General features: G+C 45.9%; 18 protein-coding genes. 11 read left to right on the forward strand and 7 right to left on the reverse strand.

Going from position 1 to position 24,633, the window contains the following annotated elements; genetic code table 11:
• Positions 1-42 precede the first annotated feature (42 nt).
• Positions 43-4,455 carry an IPT/TIG domain-containing protein gene (locus ACQEXS_RS00385; protein ID WP_427012451.1) on the reverse strand — a complete coding sequence of 1,471 codons (4,413 nt, stop codon included), beginning with the start codon at positions 4,453-4,455 and terminating at the stop codon, positions 43-45.
• Positions 4,456-4,700: 245 nt separating this feature from the next.
• Between ACQEXS_RS00385 and ACQEXS_RS00390 the strand changes: the two genes are divergently transcribed.
• A complete protein-coding gene (locus ACQEXS_RS00390; RefSeq protein ID WP_427010979.1) occupies positions 4,701-4,850 on the forward strand; it encodes a hypothetical protein in 150 nt (49 codons plus the stop codon).
• 279 nt (positions 4,851-5,129) lie between these two features.
• Complete coding sequence (locus ACQEXS_RS00395; RefSeq protein WP_427012452.1) at positions 5,130-6,599, forward strand: protein adenylyltransferase SelO; 1,470 nt, start codon at positions 5,130-5,132, stop codon at positions 6,597-6,599.
• Here ACQEXS_RS00395 and ACQEXS_RS00400 read toward each other — a convergent pair.
• Positions 6,594-10,187 carry a PAS domain S-box protein gene (locus tag ACQEXS_RS00400; RefSeq protein WP_427012453.1) on the reverse strand — a complete coding sequence of 1,198 codons (3,594 nt, stop codon included), beginning with the start codon at positions 10,185-10,187 and terminating at the stop codon, positions 6,594-6,596. The two genes, ACQEXS_RS00395 and ACQEXS_RS00400, sit on opposite strands and share 6 nt — an antisense overlap.
• Positions 10,188-10,508: 321 nt before the next feature.
• Between ACQEXS_RS00400 and ACQEXS_RS00405 the strand changes: the two genes are divergently transcribed.
• The 9 genes from ACQEXS_RS00405 (at position 10,509) to ACQEXS_RS00445 (ending at position 20,724) form a co-directional block, all read left to right on the forward strand.
• Positions 10,509-11,231, forward strand: coding sequence for a response regulator (locus ACQEXS_RS00405; RefSeq protein ID WP_427012454.1), 723 nt, complete (start codon positions 10,509-10,511; stop codon positions 11,229-11,231).
• Complete coding sequence (locus ACQEXS_RS00410; protein ID WP_427012455.1) at positions 11,221-12,681, forward strand: ATP-binding protein; 1,461 nt, start codon at positions 11,221-11,223, stop codon at positions 12,679-12,681. The genes ACQEXS_RS00405 and ACQEXS_RS00410 overlap by 11 nt, the downstream gene beginning before the upstream one ends.
• A 142-nt stretch (positions 12,682-12,823) precedes the next feature.
• A complete protein-coding gene (locus ACQEXS_RS00415) occupies positions 12,824-14,071 on the forward strand; it encodes an ABC transporter substrate-binding protein (protein ID WP_427012456.1) in 1,248 nt (415 codons plus the stop codon).
• A gap of 113 nt (positions 14,072-14,184) precedes the next feature.
• Positions 14,185-15,108, forward strand: coding sequence for a carbohydrate ABC transporter permease (locus tag ACQEXS_RS00420; protein WP_427012457.1), 924 nt, complete (start codon positions 14,185-14,187; stop codon positions 15,106-15,108).
• Complete coding sequence (locus ACQEXS_RS00425; RefSeq protein WP_367988527.1) at positions 15,105-15,962, forward strand: carbohydrate ABC transporter permease; 858 nt, start codon at positions 15,105-15,107, stop codon at positions 15,960-15,962. Before ACQEXS_RS00420 ends, ACQEXS_RS00425 begins: the two co-directional genes overlap by 4 nt.
• A 5-nt stretch (positions 15,963-15,967) precedes the next feature.
• Entirely contained in the window at positions 15,968-17,080 is a 1,113-nt protein-coding gene (locus ACQEXS_RS00430) for an ABC transporter ATP-binding protein (protein WP_427012458.1), read from the forward strand.
• A 522-nt stretch (positions 17,081-17,602) separates the two neighbouring features.
• Positions 17,603-18,598: a TRAP transporter substrate-binding protein gene (locus ACQEXS_RS00435; RefSeq protein WP_427012459.1), complete on the forward strand. Its 996-nt coding sequence runs from the start codon at positions 17,603-17,605 to the stop codon at positions 18,596-18,598.
• Between the two features lie 86 nt (positions 18,599-18,684).
• Entirely contained in the window at positions 18,685-19,359 is a 675-nt protein-coding gene (locus ACQEXS_RS00440) for a TRAP transporter small permease (RefSeq protein ID WP_427012460.1), read from the forward strand.
• A gap of 3 nt (positions 19,360-19,362) precedes the next feature.
• Positions 19,363-20,724: a TRAP transporter large permease gene (locus ACQEXS_RS00445; protein ID WP_427012461.1), complete on the forward strand. Its 1,362-nt coding sequence runs from the start codon at positions 19,363-19,365 to the stop codon at positions 20,722-20,724.
• A 52-nt stretch (positions 20,725-20,776) separates the two neighbouring features.
• On the opposite strand, the gene ACQEXS_RS00450 is transcribed toward ACQEXS_RS00445, so the two are convergent.
• Genes ACQEXS_RS00450 through ACQEXS_RS00470 form a run of 5 tightly spaced genes read right to left on the reverse strand, consistent with a single transcriptional unit; the run spans position 20,777 to position 24,625 of the window.
• Positions 20,777-21,610 carry a heme ABC transporter ATP-binding protein gene (locus tag ACQEXS_RS00450; protein ID WP_427012462.1) on the reverse strand — a complete coding sequence of 278 codons (834 nt, stop codon included), beginning with the start codon at positions 21,608-21,610 and terminating at the stop codon, positions 20,777-20,779.
• Positions 21,610-22,650, reverse strand: coding sequence for a FecCD family ABC transporter permease (locus tag ACQEXS_RS00455; protein ID WP_427012463.1), 1,041 nt, complete (start codon positions 22,648-22,650; stop codon positions 21,610-21,612). Before ACQEXS_RS00455 ends, ACQEXS_RS00450 begins: the two co-directional genes overlap by 1 nt.
• Before the next feature lie 12 nt (positions 22,651-22,662).
• Complete coding sequence (locus tag ACQEXS_RS00460) at positions 22,663-23,523, reverse strand: heme/hemin ABC transporter substrate-binding protein (protein ID WP_427012464.1); 861 nt, start codon at positions 23,521-23,523, stop codon at positions 22,663-22,665.
• Positions 23,520-23,942 (reverse strand): ExbD/TolR family protein, encoded by a 423-nt coding sequence (locus ACQEXS_RS00465; RefSeq protein ID WP_427012465.1) that lies wholly within the window; start codon positions 23,940-23,942, stop codon positions 23,520-23,522. The genes ACQEXS_RS00460 and ACQEXS_RS00465 overlap by 4 nt, the downstream gene beginning before the upstream one ends.
• On the reverse strand, positions 23,942-24,625 hold the full coding sequence (locus ACQEXS_RS00470) for a MotA/TolQ/ExbB proton channel family protein (protein WP_367988537.1): 684 nt from the start codon (positions 24,623-24,625) through the stop codon (positions 23,942-23,944). The genes ACQEXS_RS00465 and ACQEXS_RS00470 overlap by 1 nt, the downstream gene beginning before the upstream one ends.
• Positions 24,626-24,633 lie beyond the last annotated feature (8 nt).

Genomic DNA, 24,633 nt, shown 5'->3' on the forward strand with positions numbered 1-24,633 from the left:
AGGCCAGCACAGATGTGCTGGCCTATTAGTAAGTAGTAAACGTTACTCAGCCCCAAGTCGTCTTGGAATGCTCTTAGGTACCATAAATACGCTAGGAGCTGAAGGCTGTATCACTTTAAATGAGTATTGCTTAGGGGCAGATCCCGGAACTAAATCACTTCCTGATGTCGGTGCACCTGAAACATCGCTGACACCAGAAAACGAAATACTGTATGTGCCGATGCCATCCGGTGCATCAAGACCAGTTAAGGTCGCTGAATGTACCCCAGTTGGTAGCGTTATTGGGAAGGCAAAACAGTACTTGCTGTTACTGGTCGATGTTTGTCCCACACGTTGTCCATCTACATCCAGTGCAAAGTTATCATCTTTCAAACCGCCATTGTCACATACGGTAATAACAACATCCGCTTCAGCGATCTCTACTTCAAGTTCGTTAGACCATTTACTGTCATTGATGTCGAGACGTTTTGCTTTAATTGCATAGGTCCCTGGGTCAAGATCTTTTGGAATTCGGAAAGAGAGTTCCGTACTGCTTAGGCTTAAAATTGCGACCTGATATTGACCAAACATCACCATATTTTCTGAAGAGAACTTAGAAAATCCCGATCCTTTTACGGTGAGAATATCATTGGATGCAGCTTGAGTTTTGGATACGCTGCTGAGCACCAAATCAGCCTCTACGGTGATGGCTTCTTTTAACTCTTCTGCTGGCAGATCAAAAGCAGAGTGTTTCACTGATAGATCAAACACATCATCATCGGTATTAAACAAACTGGCACCTGCCATGATCCACATTTCTGTACCGTCATGGTTGATATAGTATGGCTTGTATTGGCGGGCTTCACCTGAAAGTGTGCTAGTGAGCGTGACCATTGGGTACTTTTTACTGCTCCAAAAATCAGGTTTGACAGGCTGGAAGCCACGTCCGCCAATGATGATTTGTTTTGGTTCTCCATCTGGCATGATCACCGCAGGTTCCACACTAGTGACTTCCAGTTCTACTTCCACTTGAAAATCTATCACAACGTCAACTGATGAAAGGTCAGTGAGTGTTTTGCCGATATCAACCCCCATTAAAGTGAAGTCTTTAACGATAAGCAGTTGTCCAATCACTGGGATGGCTTTTTTCACCGCTTTTGCTGCCAGTTTGGCTAAGGCTTCTGCGGTCAGGTTTTGCGCTGCGGCTTTAAAGATGGCTTGGGTAACTGGGCCATAACTTAAAAAGTCATTTTTTAGCTTAACTAAAACGTCGTATCGGAACTCTTCCAGTGATTGACCGCCTGTAGTGAATTCCATCACTTCAGTCATAAACCAAGGTGCTTCGGTTAAAAAGATGGTAGCAAGTTGGTTTTTATTGATGGTGAGCAGGCCAGCGTTGTCGAGGATGAACATTAGTTGAGGCAATACCACACCATCAATGATGGTTCTGCCGACAAGGTACTGGCGAACACTTTTTTCATGAGCGCTGATCTGCCCGGGCGTTAGCATCGCATCGTAGCTTGCGTCGGAACCCGCACTTAATACACGGACCGTTGAGTCTTGCACGACAGAACCACCACAAATCCCCGTTGAAGCGATATGCCACATGGTCTCTTGAGGGCCAACAAAATTGGAACTCCACATCCCAGAGCCATATTGGCAAATGCTCTTACCTTCACTACTCACCACTTGAAAAGCCAAATGCAATTTGGTGTCGTTTTCGATATTGAATTGATTGTCACCATCGATTTTTACGCCAATGTCGTCAATTTCCTGCTCGGGCGTGATCACGATAGGTGAGTTGGAGCGTCCTTGGCGTAGAGCATTGGGTTGAGCCACTAGACTGGCTTTGATGTCTGTTAGCGCTTGCTGGTACAACGGAGATAAATAGATTTCATCGGATAGCAAGTAATCAAGATCACTGGCTAACCCGTTGTAAATTAATTCACCCAGTTGCTGAACACTGTCTAAGGCGTAAATTGCTTGCAATTGTTGCTCTGCTGATGCGTTGCTCCAGTCGTTATTAATACTGTGCCACAAGTAACCAACTGCGGTGGTGGTGGCATTGATTTGTATTGAGCTTGAAGACGGCAGCACAGGAGCATAGCCTAGCGTGTGGATCTCCTCACCAATGTATTTTGATAGTGTCGCAATTTCAGGTTGTGAGACATCGATATCTAATGTGTTGCCATTAGGATTGAATGGCACTTCATTGTCTAGAGAGGTGGATAAATAAACATCTTCCGGTTGAATGCCTGTTGGCAGTTCAGCGGTAACATTGTGGCTAGTGGTTTGCTTATAGCTCACGTAGAAAGATTGAGTGCTGCCGTATGCATGATCCAGATAAATTTCACCAGAGACAAAGTTACTTGGCAAGGTGAACGTATAGCTTTGATCGGAATAGCGGTTGTCAACATCGAGGGTGCCTGCCGAATAATGCAGTACAAATGGCTGGTTTAAGTTAGTGCCGTGCAGAGTTAATTGATTACCGGATAAGGACACTTGGCTAAGTAGCAGCGCATTGTCTTGCAACACTTCAATCGGGTATTCCCCGGTGCGTGTTTCACCGTCAGTCACAAGCAGAAGATGATTCCCCATACCAAGTGTCTGACAATCAATTTGTAATGTGTCTTGCTCGACAGTATGTGGGATCACTGAACTTTCCCCTTGGCTGCGTACCACAGTTTTTAACCCTGAATAATGGTTAAAGTTCGATAGTGAAATGGATACGCTTTGGGAAAGTAAACATTGGAAGGTAATTTGGTTATGGCTGTCTGTCACTTGGGTGATTTCAAGTGGTTTGTTGTCGCGAGCAACCGAATTCAACATGGCAATATTTGGCTCAGAATCCAAGGTATCATCAACCATATCGTTATCGTTGTCGGCATCGACAAAGTCAAACAACTGGTCGCCATCAATGTTACTTGGCTCCATAAAGTTGAAACCCACCTCAACGCTATCCAATTGACCGTTATTGTCACTGTCTTCATCTTGGCTGTTGATTGCGCCGTCGTTATCGACATCTAAGGCGACATTGAGCATTTCTAATTGGTCTGCAATCAGGTCGTTATCGCTGTCGAGATCCCACCATGACGGTAGCCCGTCGCCATCCATATCAAGTGTTGGTGTCGCGCGACCATAGAATTCAATACCATCGCTAACACCATCAGCATCGCTATCTGCACTGAGAAAATTGCTGTCTAATGCTTGTTCCATTTCATCAGACAGACCATCTTGGTCAGAATCAAGATAAACCAAAGCTTGATAGTCTATGGTTTCGCTGATATTTGCTCCAAGCGCAAAGAAGTAGTTGCCGGAAGATGGGATCACCGCGCTGATAATCCGTTGTCCTGGTAATGTGTGTTCCATAAAGGCAACGGGGACACCTTGTGCATCAACTAAGGTGATAAAGCCAGCAAATGGCAGCGATGTCTTTAATTGGATAGAAACTCTGCCTTGTGGCAGTGTGAGGCGGTAGTAATCTTGGTCATAACCGCTATTGGTTTGAAGTGTTCCAGAGATAAATGAAGGGAAGGCCGTTACCGTCTCTGAAACAGCAATACCATCGTTGTTGACTGGGCTTTCAATGTGCTCAGGCCAGCTGTCTTTGGAAGCATCAAATGGGTAGCCATCAAGTTGGTCGACAACGCCATCACCATCTTCATCATGCTGGTGGTAGTTACTTACCCCATCGCCATCGCTGTCAGAGTGTGAAGCTTTGTCGAGCGGGAAGAGGTCATCATTTAAATAGCCATCACCGTCGGCGTCTAGGTCATCTGAATCGCTTAACCCATCCCCGTCAATATCATCAATCACGTTAATGGTGTAATGAGCAAATGCTGATAAATCTTGTTCGTTGTCTAGGACTAACTCTAGGCGGTATTCGCCAGATGTATCGGCAAAGAATCCAGTGCTGTGAGAATTAGGACTTGTCAGGGTGTATTGGCTATTTTCTGGTGACTCGATGACTTTCCAGATTGGGTTTAATCCTACCGAGCCATCACTGGTTAAGATAGACAAGTTAGGTTGATTTGCGATAGGCCAGTTTCTTACTTTGGCAATGGTGGCTTTACCCATGATGTTAGCAGACGGGATCGGGTTCGATTTGTCTGCATTGATATCAATCTCATCACTCACGGTGAACTCACCATCGCTCACGTTAACCTGTAATTTGAAGGTTTCCGTTGAGGCGACGTCTGGTAACACAACGGTAAGGTTGCCATGTTCATCAATATTACTTAAATCCAGTTCAGGTGTGCCTGACAATTGCTCCCAGTTAAATGAAAGTGCATCGCCATCTGGGTCATAAGCATTAACCTGAACTGAGATTTCTCTTAGTCCATATGTTTGGGTTTGTTCTGACACCAAAGTTACTGTGGGCGCGCTGTTTGTATCATTGTCGCTGTCCCAAAAGCAGCCGCTTAGCCCTAATGCACCTGCAAGAATGACACTAAGCTTCGTTTTCTTAGCCAACACGTTAAAAATCCTTTTCTTAAAAAATAGAATCTCATTCATCGCTCTTTTTAAGATGATGAAAAATATGCAAATAACCTATTTATGCTATCTCGTTCTGTAATCGTGTCTCTGTTTTGTTTTTGAGATCGTCTATTTTTTGGTCAAAAGGTTTAATGTATGAAATGGCCTAGCACCAAGGTGTTGCTTTTGTTTCAATCTTAAGTTTGGTGTGGTTTTGGTTAAGTTGCGATAGGGCAAGAAAAAATATGCAACAACGTGGTAAGGCGTTGGGAAAAAATGAAGATCTATCGAAAGGTGTAAACTTAGGTATTGCAGCCGCAGTGTCACAAAAAATTCATCGTCTTACATTGGCATCTTGGGTCAGAATTCATCATAGTGTCATTGTGGTGTCATAAAAATAGAACAAGGAGAAATGATGCAGCATCAAGAAATGATCCAACCTTCCCATTTCGGTGTCGTTAGCCGTACATGCCTGTTTTGCTTCGTTGGTCTTTTGAGTGTGTTTACGCTGATATAAACCGCGATTTTAAATCAAATATCTTAAGATTTATGGCTTAAGAATCCATATTAAGTTTGTGGTTACTATCGTGTAGTAGACTGCAATGCTTAGCCTCACTAGTTTGCTTTGTTAAGCTATGCTATTTTCGGTTTATCAACATATGAATGGATTCTTTATGTCTGACCTGAGCACGCTTAACTTATCTCACCGATTCTCCCAACTGCCCGCTGCGTTTTATCATAAGGTTGCCTTACAGCCTCTGACGAATACTCGTTGGGTCGCATGGAATGCACCATTTGCGATGGCGTTTGACTTACCGCAGCAAGCGGATGAAGCGCTTTTGCGTCAGTTTAGTGGTGAAGATGCGGTGGCTGAATTTAATCCTTTGGCGATGAAATACGCGGGTCATCAATTTGGTGTTTATAACCCAGATCTTGGTGATGGACGTGGTTTGCTCTTGGCTGAAATTGAAGATGATCAAGGAAAAGTGTTTGATATCCACGTTAAAGGGGCAGGGCTGACGCCATTTTCAAGAATGGGCGATGGTCGCGCTGTGCTACGTTCTACCATTCGTGAGTATTTGTGCAGTGAAGCGATGGCTGGGCTTGGTATCCCAACCACCCGAGCATTGGGAATGATGGTTAGTGATACGCCTGTATACCGAGAGAAAACGGAGCAAGGTGCACTGCTGATTCGAATGGCAGAGAGCCATATCCGATTTGGTCATTTTGAACATTTTTTCTATACCAATCAGCACGAGTATTTGCAGCTATTGGCCGATAAGGTCATTGAATGGTATTGGCCTGAGTATTGCAATGTGGCACTTCCTTATGTGGCGATGTTTGAACAGATTGTTGACCGAACCGCTTATATGATTGCTTGCTGGCAATCGGTGGGTTTTGCTCATGGTGTAATGAATACCGACAATATGTCTGTGCTGGGGCAAACGTTCGACTATGGTCCTTTTGCTTTTCTCGATGAGTATGATCCGAGCTATATCTGTAACCACTCAGACTACCAAGGGCGTTATGCGTTTGATCAACAGCCTCGTGTTGCGTTGTGGAATTTGTCTGCATTGGCCCATGCCCTTTCGCCACTGATTGAAAAGCCGGATCTAGAACGGCTCTTAGGGCAATATGAACACAAACTGAGCCTCTATTTTAGCCAACTAATGCGCAGCAAACTCGGATTACATTGTAAGCTGGACGGCGACGGTGAGTTGTTTGATGCCATGTTTGAGTTACTTCAGAAAAACCGCACTGACTACACCCGCTTTATGCGTCAACTATCGATGCTTGATTGCCAGCCGGAACAAGCCGTGTTGGATTTGTTTGTTGACCGTGACAGCGCAGCTTCATGGTTAACTGCGTATCTGGCCCGTTGTGAACTAGAGATAGCGAACGATGGGCAAGCTGTCACAGCTGAGCAGCGCTGCCACAAAATGCGCCAAGTAAATCCCAAATACATTTTGCGAAACTATCTTGCTCAAATTGCCATCGACAAAGCAGAACAGGGAGATTTTAGTGAAGTGAATCAGCTTGCTGAATTGCTCAGAAAACCGTTTGATGAGCAGCCCGACTTCAATGCTTATGCTAACCTGCCACCAGAATGGGGTAAGGGTATGGAGATCAGCTGCTCCTCATGATGCTTTCGAGTGCTTTTTGCCCCATTCCGACAGCTTTTTCTCCAGTAATTGCTTATTCACTGGTTTCGTAAGGAAGTCATCCATACCCGCTTCAATGCAGGCTTTGCGATCACTTTCCATTGCATTGGCGGTCATGGCTAAAATCGGAATGGTTTGAGCTTGGCTGCCAGCCTCGCCATTACGAATATTAATAGTGGCTTCATAGCCATCCATTTCTGGCATCTGGCAGTCCATCAACACCAGATCAAACGTATTGGATGCTTGGAGTTTCTCTAGAGCAATAAGACCGTTTGTTGCGATTTCGTAGCTGCATTTTAGCTGCTTTAAGAAACCAGTAATTACGATTTGATTCACGCGGTTATCTTCAACAACCAACACATGCAATGTACTTTCTAGCATTTCATCAACTGGTGCGCTATCGAGGCCAAGTAAGTAGTTGTGGGTAACAAGCGGTTGCCGCTCATCGAAGTCCTCACTCCCAATCACTCGAAGCGCTTGAAGTAAGTCTTTGGTGGTCGCAGGCTTAATGAAATAACCACTGAACCCTAGCTGTTTAAACTCATTCTGAGCACTGATGTTATCTAACGATGTCATCATAATGAGCTTAGTGCGTTGGGCATGGGGATGCTGGCGTAATTCTTGACTGAGTTCGATGCCATCTTGCAGCGGCATCAACATATCAAGAAATGCGATATCAAACTCTTTGCCATGTGTTTCAAACTGAAGTTGGCACTGCGCTTTAGCTTCTTCAGGGCCTTTCGCTTCAACGGCATTCGCCCCCCAACGTTGCAGTTGTTTTAGCAACACCTCTCGGTTAATGGCATTGTCATCAACAATGAGAATATCGAGTTCAGAAATATTGGTATCGGGTACGACAACGGTTGATGTCTCGGATTTTCCTACGAGGACATTAAAACTGAATGTTGTGCCTTTGCCTACTTCACTGGTGACAGAGACATCGCCGTCCATCAACTGACACAACTTTCTTACGATCGCTAGCCCTAGTCCGGTGCCGCCATATCGACGGGTAGTGGATGCATCAACCTGACTGAACTTATCGAACAAGCTATCGACTCTGTCGGCTGGAATTCCTATGCCTGTATCCGAAATATAAGCATCGAGACGCCAGTGATTTTTATCATGTTCGTTGAGTTCAGCGTGGATCAGAATTTCACCTTTTTCGGTAAATTTCATCGCATTACCGACTAAGTTAGCAAAGATTTGTCGGATGCGGGAACTGTCACCCACCACACGGCTTTGCTCAATATCAATGGTATCTAAAATCAGTTCGATATCAGGGTTCGTTAGGGTGGCTGCCATACTTTCACTGAATTCACCGAGTAAGCTACGCAGATCAAAATCGTGTTTTTCAAACTCTAACTTATTGGCTTCAATTTTAGAGAAATCAAGAATGTCGTTGAGCAAACTCAGTAAAGATAAAGCACTACTGTGCGCGAGGTAGGCTTGGTGTTGTTGTGAGTGATTGAGGTTATTAGACATTAGCAAATCCAGCATACCGATAACCCCGTTCATCGGTGTACGGATCTCATGGCTCATAACAGCCAAGAATTCACTTTTGGCTTTTACTGCCAGCTCTGCGTTCTCCTTAGCTTTAATAAGCGCATCCTGTGATGCTTTTAATGGACCAATATCTCGCACCATGCCAGAGAAGAACATGCCTTCTTCTGTTTCTATTGGAGCAATGGAAAGCTGTATTGGAAACTGTTCCCCCGATTTTCGCTGGGCAATGACCTCGCGCCCTAATTGCCCAAGGGTGTCTCTGATGCCAATGATTTTAGCTTCTTTTGTGGCGCGATAGCGGTCGATATAGCCTTGATGGTGGGCTTTGTATTGATTAGGCATCAGCATTTCGACGGGTTGGCCAACCACTTCATTTTCGGAGTAACCAAAAATCATTTGTGCAGATTGGTTGAAGGTTAAGATAGTCCCTTGACTGTCGATGGTGATGATGCCATCAGCAGCAGTATCGAGCACTGCGGCAAGGCGTTGTTTTGTTTCTTGTTGCTGGCTCATTAGTCCACTTTTAGCTTTTACTGCTCGTTCTGCATTCTCCTTAGCTTTAATCAATGCATCCTGTGATGCTTTTAATGGACCAATATCTCGCACCATGCCAGAGAAAAACATGCCTTCTTCTGTTTCTATTGGAGCAATGGAAAGCTGTATTGGAAACTGTTCCCCCGATTTTCGCTGGGCAATGACCTCGCGCCCTAATTGCCCAAGGGTGTCTCTGATACCAATGATTTTGGCTTCTTTCGTGGTGCGATAGCGGTCGATATAGCCTTGGTGGTGGGCTTTGTATTGATTGGGCATCAGCATTTCGACGGGTTGGCCAACCACTTCATTTTCGGAGTAACCAAAAATCATTTGTGCAGATTGGTTAAAGGTTAAGATGGTCCCTTGACTGTCGATGGTAATGATGCCGTCAGCAGCGGTATCAAGCACCGCTTCGAGCCGTTGCTTTGTTTCTTGCTGCTGGCTCATTAGGCGCTCTTTTTCCTTTACCTCTAAATCCAGCCGTTTTAATGAGGTGGTATTTTGCTCGATTTTTCCCGTTAACGTATTGATGGACTGGGCAATGGAGTCGATAGCGCGAATGTTAAAGCGTGGCAGGCGATAACCAAGGCCATTGTTTCCGAGTAAGTTGATTTGCTCAATGAGATGAGTGATGGGATGGATCAGGAGCTGTTGCAAACTCATGAACAGCGTTACTGATAGTACAACAGCAGAAAGGACTAATATCAGTGTGGCAATGTCACGAATGCGAATGAAAGCGGCGAATACGGCTTGATGGTCAAAGTGAATCTTCAATTGGTATTGTGCCATACCAACCGCGACATCATGTTCTTTGGTGATCACGGCTGAAATTGATTCATGGTTACTGACTTGAATTTTTTGTTTTGAGTCGGCAAAGCTTAATTCGATGGCTTGAATCGGATAATACGCATGTCTTAGCTTTTCGTAAGTTGCAGAAAGTAAAGAGAAGTAGCGCTTTTCCCAGTCGAGTGAGATCATCACCCAACCGACCAATTGATTTCGTAGGTAAATCGGACTGGCCACCCATTGAGACAAGGTGTTTTTGTCATCGGATGAAATCAACGGGTCTGTCGATGGAGGGCTTAGGAGTGCTCTGTCTGTCATCAGGCTAGAGAAAACATCAAACTTTTCCACATTGGTTAATAACCAGGGTTCACTGTTGAATCGTTGGTTATTGCTGGTGATGGTCGATGCTGCGAATACGGTCCCGTCGTAATCAACAATGATGATGTAGTTAATGAAGTCGTGTGTTTTGACCACATCATTGAGTGACTGAGCAATGCCTCGATTAATGCCAGTATCAATTGCCTTTTTAATGTTCCGGTTTTGGGCGTTGAGTTCCGCGATGGATAAAGTGGCGGTATTGTTTTCTTCGATGATGCCACTGACGAGTTCAAGCGTACCGGAAAGTTGTTGATTTACACTACGCTCAAACGCTTGCTCAGCGATTTTATACATTATGATGGCTGTGATCAGAATGATGAATGACGTGATCCCAACAATTAGTGCAGTCAGTTTTTTTGCCAGCCCCATCATCTCTACCTATTTCCGTGTGTATTGATTTAAGGACTTAATGCGAGCAGAAGTAGAGGTAGTGATATCTAGGCTCAACATGACACCAGTAATATCAGCAAGTAATTTCATTATTATTCATGCCTAAGTTTGACGTTCTTTAAGCTAAAGCTTAGACATAAAGTGTCGTTTTTGGAGAGGGAATTGCTTTAATGTCTTTTTTGTTAAAAAGATGTGATGTAAATCTGCTATCTGTTCAAATTCTTCAAACTTATCAATAAGAATGCGAGAGGCAACTATCTAAACTACCCTTAATTTCAGTAGTAGCGAGCGGTCTGAGCAATGAACGCGAAAATACTTGTTGTCGATGATGATCAAGAAATTAGGGAATTGTTAGACGAATACCTAACAAAAACTGGCTATCAGGTGATGGCGGTTGCCGATGGGGAACAGTTGAGAGAACACCTGAACAATCACGGCTTTCCTGATTTGATCCTGTTGGATGTCATGCTTCCGGGTGATGACGGCTTTACGCTGTGCCAACAGGTGCGGCGAGAGTCAAGTGTCCCGATTATTATGTTAACGGCGGTCTCGGACGATACCGATCAAATTATTGGCTTAGAAATTGGTGCTGATGATTACATTGCCAAACCATTCAACCCACGTCATTTAACGGCTCGGATTAAAGCGGTGCTAAGACGAGTTCAATTACCAGAAGAGAAGCCAAGCGACAGTTTACCCAAGCAAATCACCTTTGGTGACTGGCAATTGGATACTTTGGCTCATCGAATTACTCACCTTGAGAATCAGCAAACCCATGACTTATCTGGCAGTGATTTTGCGTTGCTTATGTTGTTCTTAAATCGTCCAAATGAAGTGTTGGATCGCGATACCATTTCTTTTGCAACGCGAGGGCGCGAAGCCTTGCCATTTGAGCGCGGGATTGATGTGCAGTTAAGCCGTTTGCGCCAGCGATTGGGCGACAGTGGCAAGTACCCGCAATACATAAAAACCATGCGTGGGAATGGGTACATTTTGGCAGTGCCGGTCAGCTATGAACATTAATCCATGGCGCTGGTTGAAAAGCTTGAAGCCCAACTCTTTGGTGTCAAGAACGTTGGGGCTGACCTTGTTGGCTGTATTATTGGCGCAAGGGATAGCAACAGCGATTTGGTATAGCGAATCAAAACAAAAAGAGCTGGCAGGTATTCGTGATGCATCTGAAAGCATGGCCAATATGTTTGCCTCCACCGTGACCTTTTTCCAATCTCTGCCGGTGCGCTATCGCCATATTGTGCTCGACCAAATCCGTAATATGGGCGGGACGCGCTTTTTCGTTTCTTTTAATAAAGCTCAGTTGGTTGTAGAACCGATTGCTGACACTCAATTAAAAATGGCCTCGATAGCCGCCATTGAACAGGTCTTGAACAATAAACTTCCCAAGGCCTCTGCCATCTCAGTGGACTTTTCTCATCCAGATAATTTGCGTTTGCTGAAAAACGACATTTACTTGCATGATCTCCCTAAATCTTGGGCACATCATACGCTTACCTTGTCACCGATTGACCCACCAGTCTTGGTGGTGCAAATCGAAATCGCGCCGTCGGAGTGGGTTTATATTGCCGCGCTTTTGCCAGCGCCATACGTCACGCTTGATGACACTTTGATTGACAGGGAACAGATAGTGTTTTTGTTCCTCTCGACTACGATTTTGCTCATTCTTACCTATTTATTGGTGCGCCGTCAGGTGAAACCGCTTAAGCGTTTAGCCAAAGCAGCAAATGAAATGAGCATGGATATTGACCAGCCCCCAATCCAAGAAGACGGGGCCAGTGAGTTGGTGACGGCAACCCGGGCGTTTAACCGGATGCAGCAGCGGATCCGTCGTTATGTCGCTGACAGAGAACACTTGTTTTCTTCCATTTCTCACGACTTAAAAACTCCAATCACTCGGCTGCGCTTGCGAGCAGAACTGTTAGAAAGTGATGTGAAACGCAGCAAGTTTAACAAAGACTTAGATGAGTTAGAGATGATGGTGAAAGGGGCATTGCAGTGCGTTAAAGATACGGATATGCATGAAAATAACGCCTACATTGATCTTAATGACATGATCGATTCGGTCATCGAGCAGCATAACCAAGCACAAGAGTGGGTGCACTTTACGCCAGTCAATATAGGGTCAGTGGTAGCAAAGCCACTGGCGATAAAGCGTGTGCTGAGTAATCTTATTGAAAATGCGGTTAAGTACGGTGGTGAAACCGAGGTGACGATTTCACGTTCTGAAGAGTGGATCACTGTAACGATAACTGATCAAGGACAAGGGATCCCAGAAGACAAATTAGAAGCGGTGTTCGAGCCGTATTTTCGCTTAGCCAGAGATGATAAAGGCCACGGTTTAGGGCTGGGAATTTGCCGCAATATCCTTCATGGACATGGCGGAGATCTCATTATTGATAACTTGCCAAATAGTGGTCTTCGGGCGCAAGTCTTTATTCCACCGGGGTTAGAGGTGTAGTGTAACAAACGTGTTACATTGGCATTACGGTTTGTTTCAATCAAAAAATTCTATTTGGATAGACTGGTTTTTGTACAAGCAAGAATGCTTGGGGTCAGAGAGCTGTCGGCCCAGTGTCTAATCCAATACATGGAAGATAACAATGAAAATGAACAAAACCCTACTTACTCTTTCGCTGATGTCTGCCGCCAGCTTTGCTCAAGCTGGTGAGGTCGAAGTACTACACTGGTGGACTGCTGGTGGTGAAGCGAAATCGGCTGCGGTACTCAAACAAATGCTCGAACAGCAAGGCCACACATGGAAAGATTTTGCGGTCGCTGGCGGTGGCGGTGAATCGGCCATGACGGTACTTAAAACACGCGCCGTATCAGGCAACCCACCATCAGCTGCGCAAATCAAAGGCCACGATATTCAAGAGTGGGGTGGTTTAGGCTTTCTCACTTCGCTTGATGCCACGGCAAAACAAGAAAATTGGGATGGCATTCTTCCATCGGTGGTAACCAAAGTGATGAAGTTTGATGGTGAGTACGTTGCAGTGCCAGTCAATGTTCACCGTGTAAACTGGATTTGGGCCAACCCAGAAGTATTGAAAAAGTCGGGTGTTAGCCTACCGACCACAATGGATGAGTTCTTTGTCGCGGCAGAAAAAATCAAAGCAGCAGGGTTTGTACCATTGGCTCATGGCGGCCAACCTTGGCAAGACGCTACGGTTTTTGAAGCGGTCGCGTTAGACGTTTTAGGTAGCGAAGACTACAACAAAGCCTTTGTTGACCTCGACATGGACGTCCTTTCTGGCGACAAAATGGTGGAAGTCTTCACTAAGTTCAAAAAAATCCGTGATTACATTGATGCCAATTCACCGGGACGTGATTGGAACGTCGCGACCTCGATGGTGATCAATGGTGAAGCGGCTATGCAAATCATGGGCGACTGGGCCAAAGGTGAGTTCAGTGCTGCCGGGAAAGTACCGGGTAAAGATTACATTTGTGCGCCAGCTCCGGGGACGGATGGTCAGTTCACATTTAACATCGATAGCTTTGCTTTCTTTGAGCTAAGCGATAAAGACAATCAAAAAGCGCAGCAAGATTTGGCGCGTACTATTCTGACGAAAGATTTCCAGGAAGTTTTTAACCTCAACAAGGGTTCTATCCCGGTTCGTTTGGATATGGACATGGCGAAATTTGACCAATGTGCCCTCGATTCAATGGCGACCTTTAAAGCCAGCGCGAAATCAGGTGACTTGGTGCCAAGTATGGCGCATGGCCTATCGACCACCAGTTACGCACAAGGTGCGATTTTTGATGTGGTGACGAACTTTTTCAACGATCCAAAAGCGGATCCAAAACAAGCGGCACAAAAGCTGGCTAAAGCGGTTAAAGCAGCCATTTAATTAGCCTGAACCACCGTACACCCCCAAGGGCGGTCAGGCTTGTGGGGAGCCTGTCTCGCCCTTTCCTTATCTGAGCCGGAACAATGCTCAGCATTAAAACGTAAGGATTCGTTATGGAGCATGTATTGAATCGGTCTGGCAAGAAGTCAGCACCGAAGCTCAGTTTTGCCGATAAGTTGCAACATTGGTTACCAAAAATCGTATTAGCACCTACGGTATTGGTCACTATTGTCTGCATCTATGGCTACATATTCTGGACAGCGGCGCTGTCGATGACCAACTCGCGCTTTTTACCAAGTTTCAACTTCATCGGTTTCGATCAGTATGAAAAGTTGATGGACAATGATCGCTGGATCACGTCGATCACCAACCTTGGTATTTTTGGATTGTTGTTCATGCTGGTCGCCATTGGACTGGGTGTGGGGCTCGCGATTTTGCTGGACCAAAACATTCGTCAGGAAGGCGCGATTCGCACAATTTATCTCTACCCGATGGCGCTGTCGTTTATTGTGACCGGTACAGCGTGGAAATGGATTCTCAACCCGGGTCTTGGCATTGAAAAATTGATGCAAGATTGGGGATTCAGTGACTTTTCTTTTAACTGGCTGGTGGATTCCGAGATGTCGGTCTACACGCTGGTGATTGCGGCGGTGTGGCAGTCTTCCGGTTTTGTGATGGCCATGTTTTTGGCTGGGCTGCGTGGCATTGATTCTTCCATCATCAAAGCGGCGCAAATCGATGGGGCGAGCCTACCCACCATTTATGGGCGCATTATCTTACCTTGCCTGCGTCCTGTATTTTTCAGTGCGGTGATCATCACCTCTCACATTGCGATTAAGAGTTTTGATTTAGTGACGGCAATGACCGCTGGCGGACCGGGCTATTCATCGGATTTACCTGCGTTATTTATGTACGCCCACTCATTTACTCGTGGTCAGATAGGTCTTGGTGCAGCGAGTGCCATGATGATGCTTGCTGGCATTCTGGCGATTCTAGTGCCGTACCTCTATTCCGAATTGAGGGAGAAAAAATCATGAGTAGTCAGATCAATTTTGCACGGCTGTTTATCTACAGCGCGTTAACCTTTTTCTGCTTAGTGTACCTGATGCCTCTGTTTGTCATGGTGATCACCTCGTTTAAAACCTTGCCAGATATTAAAGCGGGTAACTTGATGAGTTTGCCAAAAGAGTGGGTATTTGATGCTTGGTATAAGGCTTGGGATAGCGCGTGTACCGGCGTGAAATGTGAAGGGGTTAAAGGGTATTTCTGGAATTCATTTCAAATGGTGATCCCAGCGGTGGCGATTTCAACCCTATTGGGGGCATTTAATGGTTACGTTGTGACCAAATGGCAATTTCGTGGCTCAAACCTGTTTTTCAGCTTGTTGCTGTTTGGGTGCTTTATCCCGTTTCAAGTTATCTTATTACCGATGGCAGCCGTGCTCGGGAAGCTGGGTTTAGCCAATACCACCACCGGGCTTGTTCTGGTACATGTGATATACGGCATGGCTTTTACCACCTTGTTCTTCCGCAATTTCTATATCGGGGTCCCTGATGAACTGATCAAAGCCGCGAAGTTGGATGGTGCGGGTTTCTTCACCATCTTTTTCAAAATTCTGCTGCCGATCTCGACTCCGATCATCATGGTGACGGTGATCTGGCAGTTTACCGCGATTTGGAATGATTTCTTATTTGGTGTGGTGTATTCCGGCTCAGAAACCCAGCCAATTACCGTCGCGCTGAATAACTTGGTGAACACCAGTACCGGGGTTAAGGAATATAACGTTGATATGGCGGCCGCCATCATCGCCGCACTGCCGACGTTGTTGGTTTATGTTTTAGCAGGGAAATACTTTGTCCGTGGATTAACAGCGGGATCAGTAAAAGGATAATTAACATGGCAACACTTGAACTTAAACAGATCCGCAAAACCTATCCAAAAGCGGATCAAGAGACTTTAAAAGGGATTGATATCAGCATCGACTCGGGAGAGTTTCTGATTTTGGTTGGCCCGTCGGGATGTGGTAAATCCACCCTAATGAACACCATTGCTGGGCTTGAAAATATTAGCTCTGGTGAGATTGTTATCGATGGCTTAGATGTGTCTCAAATTGAACCGAAAGATCGTGATATCGCCATGGTGTTTCAGTCTTACGCGCTGTATCCGAATATGACGGTGCGTGGCAACATCGAGTTTGGGCTAAAAATTCGCAAAATGCCGCAAGCGAAAATCGATGCAGAAGTACAGCGCGTGGCGAAAATGCTGCAAATTGACCACTTACTGGATCGTAAACCTTCCCAATTGTCGGGTGGTCAGCGTCAGCGAGTCGCAATGGGTCGAGCGCTGGCTCGTAAACCTAAATTGTATTTATTTGATGAGCCGCTTTCGAACCTTGATGCCAAGCTTCGTGTGGAAATGCGTCATCAGATCAAACGCTTGCATCAGCAGCTCAACACCACCATTGTTTACGTCACGCACGATCAAATTGAAGCCATGACGTTAGCCGATCGTATCGCGGTGATGAAAGATGGCGTTTTACAACAGCTAGGGACGCCTCACGAGATATATACCAAACCAAACAATATGTTTGTTGCTGGTTTTATGGGGTCACCGTCAATGAACTTCATTAAAACCATGGTGGATTTGGATCAGCAAGAGCAGCCAATAATTAAAGTGAAGGGCAGTAACGACCAAGAGCATCACATTAAGCTGCCAGCGTCTATGCGTGAGCAAGATGGCAAAGAGATCGTGATTGGACTTCGCCCTGAGCACATTACCGAAAAGCAAAATCCTGAATCACAAGCGACCACTCAACTTGATATTCAATTAGAGGTTCTGGAACCCACGGGGCCAGACACTATTGCGATGATTAAAGTCAATGATCAAGAAGTGGCGTGTCGCTTATCGCCAGAGTTTGATGTCCAAGTGGGGCAATTGGCAGGGCTGCATTTTGACTTAGATAAAGCCGTTTATTTTGACGCGCAAACAGAGCAACGCATCGACTTCTAATTCGAATTCGTACATCCTCAATCCGCGGCTTTGGCTGCGGTGCTTGCGGGGGATAAACTGGTGTTGCTTGCCACTAGGTTGAGGATGTACCCCTTTCATTTGATTGTGATTACAAATCTATCAATAGCGTCTATGCTTATACATAGTGGTACGAGAGGTTTTTGTATGGCTGCAAGGTTATCGGTTTATGTGGCACATCAACAGCGTACCTACTAATCTTAGATGGAGGAGAGGGCATGGTTTAGTCTCCTTCCACTTGCCCCTCTCCTCACATTTATGAACTCCTGCTCTGCGGGTGGGAATTGTGTTAATTCCCACCCGTTTCTTTTTTATCATGGGTCATTTCCCACCCAAAATAGATGATGTACTTGTCTAACATACCTCAATAAATCCCTTATTTTTCTTCTAACCAATTGAAAAACAAATAATGTTATAAAAATGTAAACTCTTGGTCTGTTCTTTGCTCTTTATTGATTATCAACACCCAAAGATGGGGTTGTTTCATTAACAAGGAGAATAACGATGTTTAAGCCTTTGACTCTACTGTCTGTATCTGCTGTCGTACTTACCAGTTTTAATGCTATGGCAAATTGTGATCCGGGTGAAACCGTCATTAAATTTAGCCATGTGACCAATACCGACAAACACCCAAAAGGCATTGCTGCTTCACTGCTGGAACAACGCGTGAATGAAGAGATGAATGGTAAGGTATGTATGCAGGTGTTCCCAAACTCGACGCTTTATGATGATGATAAAGTGCTAGAAGCGCTGCTAAATGGTGACGTGCAACTTGCTGCCCCTTCTCTTTCCAAGTTTGAAAAGTTCACGAAAAAATACCGTATCTTCGATCTGCCATTTTTGTTTGAAGACGTAGCAGCGGTAGACCGTTTCCAAAACTCAGAATCTGGTGAAAAACTGAAAAATGCAATGAAGCGCCGCGGTTTACAAGGTCTAGCATTTTGGCACAACGGCATGAAACAGATGTCGGCAAACATACCATTGCTTTCCCCAATGGATGCCAAAGGGCTGAAATTCCGTGTTCAAGCTTCGGATGTTTTAGTGGCTCAGTTTGAACAGCTTGGTGCCAACCCACAGAAGATGTCATTCAAAGAAGTCTATGGCGGTCTACAAACCAAAGTTATTGATGGTCAGGAAAATACTTGGTCGAACATCTACGGTAAAAAGTTCTTCGAGGTACAAGACGGGATCACAGAAACCAATCACGGCATTCTTGATTACTTAGTTGTGACATCGAATGACTTTTGGAAAGGGTTACCAGCTGATCAGCGTGAGCAGCTCAACACCATTATCCAAGAGGTTACTCAGCAGCGTAATGCGGAATCTACAGCCGTGAACTTAGCCAATAAGAACAACATCATTGAAGCGGGTGGTGAAGTGCGCGCGTTGACGCCAGAGCAACGCCAAGCTTGGGTAACGGCACTGCAGCCAGTATGGAAGAAGTTTGAAAAGGACATAGGTTCTGATCTGATTGAAGCGGCATTGGCTTCAAACAACTAAATCACCGAACAGGGGCTCTTCGTATCGGGAACGAGAGCTCCTGCTTTTCGGTGGCATGCAACATTATAATTAGAGCGAAGTAGTATATGGATCAGTCTATTTTTTCTAAGGTCGGAAAAGCAACCGATGCAATTGAGGAGAGCTTGATTGCATTCTTTCTTGGAGCGATGACGTTGCTGACATTTGCCAACGTGATTTTTCGCTACGTATTTAACGACAACATTCTTTGGGCATTAGAGCTTACGGTTTTCATGTTTGCTTGGATGGTGCTGGTTGGTGCGTCCTACGGCGTGAAAAAGCATTTCCACATTGGCGTCGATGTCATCATTAACCTTGCCCCAGATAACTTACGTAAAGTGTATGCGCTGTTGGCAGCGGCTTGCTGCTTAGCGTTTTCAATATTGTTGCTCATTGGTTCATGGAATTATTGGTATCCGTTTGCCACTGAACGTGCGTGGTATGAAACCGACGATATTCCGATGCCTGAAATGCTGCAGTTTCTTGCGGATTGGCTCAACGAAGGCGAACGCTACGAAAAGTTACCTCGTTTTATTCCTTACATGGCATTACCGATCGGCATGGCTTTGCTGACGTTTCGCTTTCTTCAAGCCACGATTCAAATCGCGACGGGTAAACTTGATCGCTTGATTGCAGGTCATGAAGCAGAAGAAGACTTAGAGGCGTTAAAAGCCGATATGGCACAAGCCGGCGAGGCGATGGCGCCAAAATCTGATAACAATCAAAATGGCAAGGAGCACTAAACCATGGATATTCTGATTTTATTCATAATGGTGATTGGCTTCATGCTTATTGGTGTGCCAATTGCTGTCTCATTGGGACTATCCAGTATCCTCTTTTTGATGATGCATTCTGATGCCTCGTTGGCTTCCGTTGCTCAAACACTGTTTAATGCTTTCGCTGGGCACTACACCTTATTGGCGATCCCGTTTTTCATTTTGGCCTCCAGTTTTATGTCGACCGGTGGCGTGGCGAAGCGGATCATCCGTTTTGCTATTGCGATGGTTGGTTGGTTCCGCGGCGGCTTAGCAATGGCGTCGGTCGTGGCATGTATGATGTTTGCTGCGCTTTCAGGTTCTTCGCCTGCAACGGTTGTGGCCATCGGTAGTATTGTTATTGCGGGGATGATCAAAAACGGCTACTCCAAAGAATTTGCCGCTGGGGTAATTTGTAACGCAGGTACACTGGGGATTTTGATCCCGCCATCAATCGTTATGGTGGTGTATGCCGCGGCGACTGATGTGTCAGTGGGCCGAATGTTCTTGGGTGGCGTGATCCCGGGCCTTTTAGCGGGTGTGATGTTGATGATCGCAATTTATATCGCAGCCAGAGTGAAGAACTTACCTAAACAGCCATTTGTTGGTTGGAAGGAAATGTTTGAGTCAGCTAAAGACGCCAGTTGGGGTTTATTGCTGGTGGTGATCATCCTAGGTGGGATTTACGGGGGTGTGTTTACCCCAACGGAAGCCGCTGCCGTGGCCGCGGTGTACTCTTTCTTGATTGCTAACTTTGTTTACAAAGACATGGGCCCGTTTGCTGATCAGCAGAACACCAAGCCGATGTTGGTGAAAGTGTTGCAAGCTTTTGTCCACAAAGACACCAAACACACGCTTTACGAGGCGGGTAAGCTCACCATTATGTTGCTGTTTATCATCGCCAATGCGCTGATCTTAAAGCACGTACTGACAGAAGAACGCATCCCTCAAATGATCACTGAATCGATGCTTTCTGCCGGGCTTGGACCAATCACCTTCTTGATTGTGGTGAATTTATTGCTGCTAATTGGTGGCCAATTTATGGAACCTTCAGGGCTATTGATCATCGTTGCCCCTTTGGTTTTCCCAATTGCGATCGCACTCGGTATTGATCCAATTCATCTTGGTATCATGATGGTGGTGAACATGGAAATCGGCATGATCACCCCGCCTGTTGGTCTCAACTTGTTTGTGACCGCCGGGGTCGCCAAAATGTCGATGATGCAAGTGGTGAAAGCCGCATTGCCATGGGTTGCGGTGATGTTCTTGTTCTTGATTATCGTGACGTATGTTCCTTGGGTGTCCACTTGGTTACCGACGACCTTGATGGGACCAGAGATCATCACTAAGTAGTCTCGTTTCACCTAAAAGCCCCGGTCATGTGACTGGGGCTTTTTGGTTGACGCTAAGAAGCAATGACGACGGGATGACCATATTCTGGGTGAGGTATCACCGCGACTCTGTGGTGATAGACCTGTTCAATGATATCTACCTGCAATGCTGATGCAGGTGGGGCATCGGCGACAATGTTCCCTTGATTCAAAATCACCAATCTGTCTGCGTATTGTGCTGCCAGATTCAAATCATGCAACACGGCAACAATCGTTGCACCTGCTTTGGATAAAGATTGTGCCAGAGCAAGTGTACTGTGCTGGTGGTGAATATCCAGTGCCGAGGTTGGTTCATCCAGTAGCAAGATTTTGTTACTGCCACTTTGATGCAACTGAGTCAGTACTCGGGCGAAATGAATGCGTTGTTTTTCACCACCCGAAAGAGTGGGATAGGCACGTAGAGCTAAGTGGAGCACGTCGGTTTGTGTCATGTTGTCTTGCACCACTTGAGCAAGTTCAGTGTTACTCATTGTGAGGCCAATCCCGCCAAGTGCCACTACTTCTCTGGCGGTAAAATTAAATGACAATGAACTGTTTTGAGGCAGTACCCCCAGATGTTTTGCCAATGTGCTCGTTGGCCAAGTATCACGCGGTTGGCCAAACACCTCGAACTGCCCCTGTGCTGCAAGCTCTCCAGTTAATGCTTTCAGCAAAGTGCTTTTACCTGTGCCATTTGGGCCGAGCAATGCAGTAAATTCGCCGCGGTTTAGGGTAAGGTCGATATCTTGTAAAACATCTCGGCCACCCAAAGTCACCGAGAGTTGCTGAATCGCTACGGTTTGTTGGCCTTGGTATAAAATCTCTTGTTCAGGTTGATTTTGCTTGGTCTGATTAAATACGGCAAACATTAGAGGCGTCCTTTTTGTTTGATCAGCAACCAGACGAAAAATGGCGCGCCGAGTAAGGCGGTGACGATACCCACTGGCATATCCAATGGGGCAACCACAGTCCGAGCCATCATATCGGCGATCAAAAGCAGTAGTGCACCCATCAGCAAAGTCACGGGCAACAGCGATTTATAATTTGGCCCAATCATCATGCGTGCCAAGTGAGGCACGATCAAACCAATAAAACCAATCATGCCACTTAGCGCGACGGTGACCCCAACACCTGCGGCTGCAAGGATAATGAGCCTACGTTTTAGTGCTTGAACATTAATACCCATATGACGAGCTTCGGCTTCGCCAAGTAGCATGGCATTGAGCTTATTGGCATCGCAGTAATACACCACAAATAATATCAGTAAAGTGCTAAACGCAAGCCATAAGCTTTTGGGATTGGCGCCTGCCAATGATCCCATAGTCCATAAAGAGAGATCGCGCAGTGCTTGGTCATCGGCAAAGTAATTGAGTAGGCCCAAGGCAGCGCCTGCTAATGCTGAGATCGCTACGCCAGCAAGCAGCATCATGGTAACGGAGGTGCCCGTGCTTCCAGTGCCAAGTCGGTAGACGATAAAGGTAGTTAATGCGCCGCCAATACAGGCGAACATAGGGACAGTTCCAAACAGTAAGAGGTTAGGGTATTGAGCGGCAAGCTCGCCAAACAGAACAATGGCAATCGCAGCGCCTAATGCCGCCCCGGAAGACACACCAATAATGCCCGGATCAGCCAAAGGATTGCGAAATAGCCCCTGCATCACCGCTCCACTGATTGCAAGAATCCCACCCACAGCAATGGCAAGCAACGTTCGCGGCAGGCGCACTTGTTGCACGATCATGGTGATATGGGCAGGCAATCCGTCACTGCTGGCAGGGATCAGTGATTTCATGCTATCCCAAAAACTGATGTTCATCGGTCCGACACTGATGGAAGCAACCATGGCAAGGTATAAAGCTATGGCGGCAACAATACACAGTGATTTGGCTGAAAGCATACGCGCGTCAGTCATCTTAGAGCCTGTCTATTGGGCTGATGTTTGAGCAAAGCTCTGAAAGAGCTCATCGACTAACTCCAAACTCTCAAGCCCCAAGCCACCAATGATGGCACTGCCATTGACGGCGACAATACGGTTTTGGCTGGCGGCTGGTGTGGCTGCTAAAAGTGGGAATTCTTTGAGAATGCCTTCCTTACCTCCAAGTGCATTCCAAGCTCGCTTGGTGACCAGTAGATAGTCGGGCTGCATCTCCACGATGGCTTCTTGCGAAACCGGTTTGTAGGAACGCATTTCGGTTCTAGCCGGGTTGTTGCCACCGGCGAGACTGATGATGGTATCAATGGTGGTTTCGTCACCGGCAATGGTTGCTGGTCGTCCTTTAGTCAGCATGGCAAACATGACCTTGGGTGCTTGTTCAATATGACGTGACTGCACGGTTGTCAGCTTTTGATGTATCGTGCTTTTGAGCGCCTTCGCTTTGGCTTCTGTACCTGTGATCTGCGCAATCTTATCAATGCGAGCAAACAGATCTTGTTCGGTGTCGCCTGATGGCACAGTAACAACGTTAATGCCGCCGTTCTTAAGCAAAGTTAATGTGCTTTCTGGCCCCATTTCATGCGAGCCGATAAGGTGTGTTGGAGCGAGTGCCATGAGCCCTTCAGCGGATAATTGGCGGTGATAACCCACTTGAGGCAGTTGACCATCGACATTGTACTTTTTACTGGTGACATCAACCGCAACGAGTTGGTCTTTGGCGCCAAGTGCCACGAGTAGTTCCGTGATACTAGAGCCAGCGCTGATAATGCGGTTCTGATGTGTTGCTTCATGATGAGCAAGCACTGTTGTCGATGAGAGGAGTAGGCTAAGTGCCCAAATAAGCGTTTTCATCGTTGTTCTTCCATAACAATATTGGTGGCGGAAATTTGGTGTTTCTGCATAAAGGCTAGTAAGTTGAGCATGGACTCCACATCGGCTTTTTTATCTGCTGCGATCACAAACGGTTTATCTGATGCTTCATTACGAGCTTTTAAAAGTGCTTGAGTAAAGGCATCCCAGTGACTGAAACGCTGACCGTCGAGTGCCCATTTCTGTTCCTCGCCGTGCAGGATCCCAATTGAAATCACGGGTTTGTCTGGTCTGGATAATTGAGTGACTTCTTCCGTTTTGGGAATGTCGATATTGAGCGTTTGAACGCTGACGTTTGCAGTGAGCAGTAGAAAGACCATGACGATAAAGATGATGTCGATCATTGGTGTGAGATCGGGTTTAAATTCTTCATCGTTGAAACGAGAGTGTGATTGAATCATTACACCACCTCGTCGGTGATCACGCGATGCGTGCTTGGATTGCCAGCAAAGGGATCGATAGAGATCCCTTCAATATGTAAATTGCTGTGGTTTAAAGTGTATTCAATCTTCGCCAGCGTTTTCTCAACCCACATACTGAGCAATTGCGCTCCGGTAATGGCTGGAAGTGCGATGATAAGGCCAGCAGCAGTAGTGGTCATGGCAAGGCCAAGCCCATCAGCCAAGGTGGCTGGAGAAATAGCACCAGCCGTTGAAGTGATGCCTTTAAACATTTCCATTAAGCCCAAAACAGTCCCGAGTAAGCCTATTAACGGGCTGATCACCCCGATCATTGAAAGCAGGCGGATACCAGAGCGAAACTGTTGTCGTTTTTTAAATAGCCAGATCCCAACGGCTTCTTCTCGCAAAGGCTTGGTAAAGTGACGGTGGCTGAGCAACATACGCATTGATTGAAAGATCAGTTGCTTTCCTTGAAGTTTCTGTTCGATAAAAGCATCGACGTGGTTCGGATTGGAAAAATCAAGCTGATGTACTCGTTTTAGGATTTCTGTTGTGTGAGTACGGCTATTGAGCAGCATATAGATGGTGCGCTCAATCAGGATAACCATGGTTAAAAACGACATGATGATCAAAGGCCATGTCATCATGCCCAGTTGGTTTTGAATAGTGCTCAAAGTTTGCATGGTAGTAA

The organism is Vibrio sp. TRT 17S01, from assembly GCF_050113695.1.
Taxonomy (GTDB): Bacteria; Pseudomonadota; Gammaproteobacteria; order Enterobacterales; family Vibrionaceae; genus Vibrio.

Bases quoted from the DNA above. Each gene is read 5' to 3' on its own strand.
- ACQEXS_RS00390 (WP_427010979.1), top strand. From the start codon at position 4,701: ATGCAACAACGTGGTAAGGCGTTGGGAAAAAATGAAGATCTATCGAAA.
- ACQEXS_RS00395 (WP_427012452.1), top strand. From the start codon at position 5,130: ATGTCTGACCTGAGCACGCTTAACTTATCTCACCGATTCTCCCAACTG.
- ACQEXS_RS00400 (WP_427012453.1), bottom strand. From the start codon at position 10,187: ATGGGGCTGGCAAAAAAACTGACTGCACTAATTGTTGGGATCACGTCA.
- ACQEXS_RS00405 (WP_427012454.1), top strand. From the start codon at position 10,509: ATGAACGCGAAAATACTTGTTGTCGATGATGATCAAGAAATTAGGGAA.
- ACQEXS_RS00410 (WP_427012455.1), top strand. From the start codon at position 11,221: ATGAACATTAATCCATGGCGCTGGTTGAAAAGCTTGAAGCCCAACTCT.
- ACQEXS_RS00415 (WP_427012456.1), top strand. From the start codon at position 12,824: ATGAAAATGAACAAAACCCTACTTACTCTTTCGCTGATGTCTGCCGCC.
- ACQEXS_RS00420 (WP_427012457.1), top strand. From the start codon at position 14,185: ATGGAGCATGTATTGAATCGGTCTGGCAAGAAGTCAGCACCGAAGCTC.
- ACQEXS_RS00425 (WP_367988527.1), top strand. From the start codon at position 15,105: ATGAGTAGTCAGATCAATTTTGCACGGCTGTTTATCTACAGCGCGTTA.
- ACQEXS_RS00430 (WP_427012458.1), top strand. From the start codon at position 15,968: ATGGCAACACTTGAACTTAAACAGATCCGCAAAACCTATCCAAAAGCG.
- ACQEXS_RS00435 (WP_427012459.1), top strand. From the start codon at position 17,603: ATGTTTAAGCCTTTGACTCTACTGTCTGTATCTGCTGTCGTACTTACC.
- ACQEXS_RS00440 (WP_427012460.1), top strand. From the start codon at position 18,685: ATGGATCAGTCTATTTTTTCTAAGGTCGGAAAAGCAACCGATGCAATT.
- ACQEXS_RS00445 (WP_427012461.1), top strand. From the start codon at position 19,363: ATGGATATTCTGATTTTATTCATAATGGTGATTGGCTTCATGCTTATT.
- ACQEXS_RS00450 (WP_427012462.1), bottom strand. From the start codon at position 21,610: ATGTTTGCCGTATTTAATCAGACCAAGCAAAATCAACCTGAACAAGAG.
- ACQEXS_RS00455 (WP_427012463.1), bottom strand. From the start codon at position 22,650: ATGACTGACGCGCGTATGCTTTCAGCCAAATCACTGTGTATTGTTGCC.
- ACQEXS_RS00460 (WP_427012464.1), bottom strand. From the start codon at position 23,523: ATGAAAACGCTTATTTGGGCACTTAGCCTACTCCTCTCATCGACAACA.
- ACQEXS_RS00465 (WP_427012465.1), bottom strand. From the start codon at position 23,942: ATGATTCAATCACACTCTCGTTTCAACGATGAAGAATTTAAACCCGAT.
- ACQEXS_RS00470 (WP_367988537.1), bottom strand. From the start codon at position 24,625: ATGCAAACTTTGAGCACTATTCAAAACCAACTGGGCATGATGACATGG.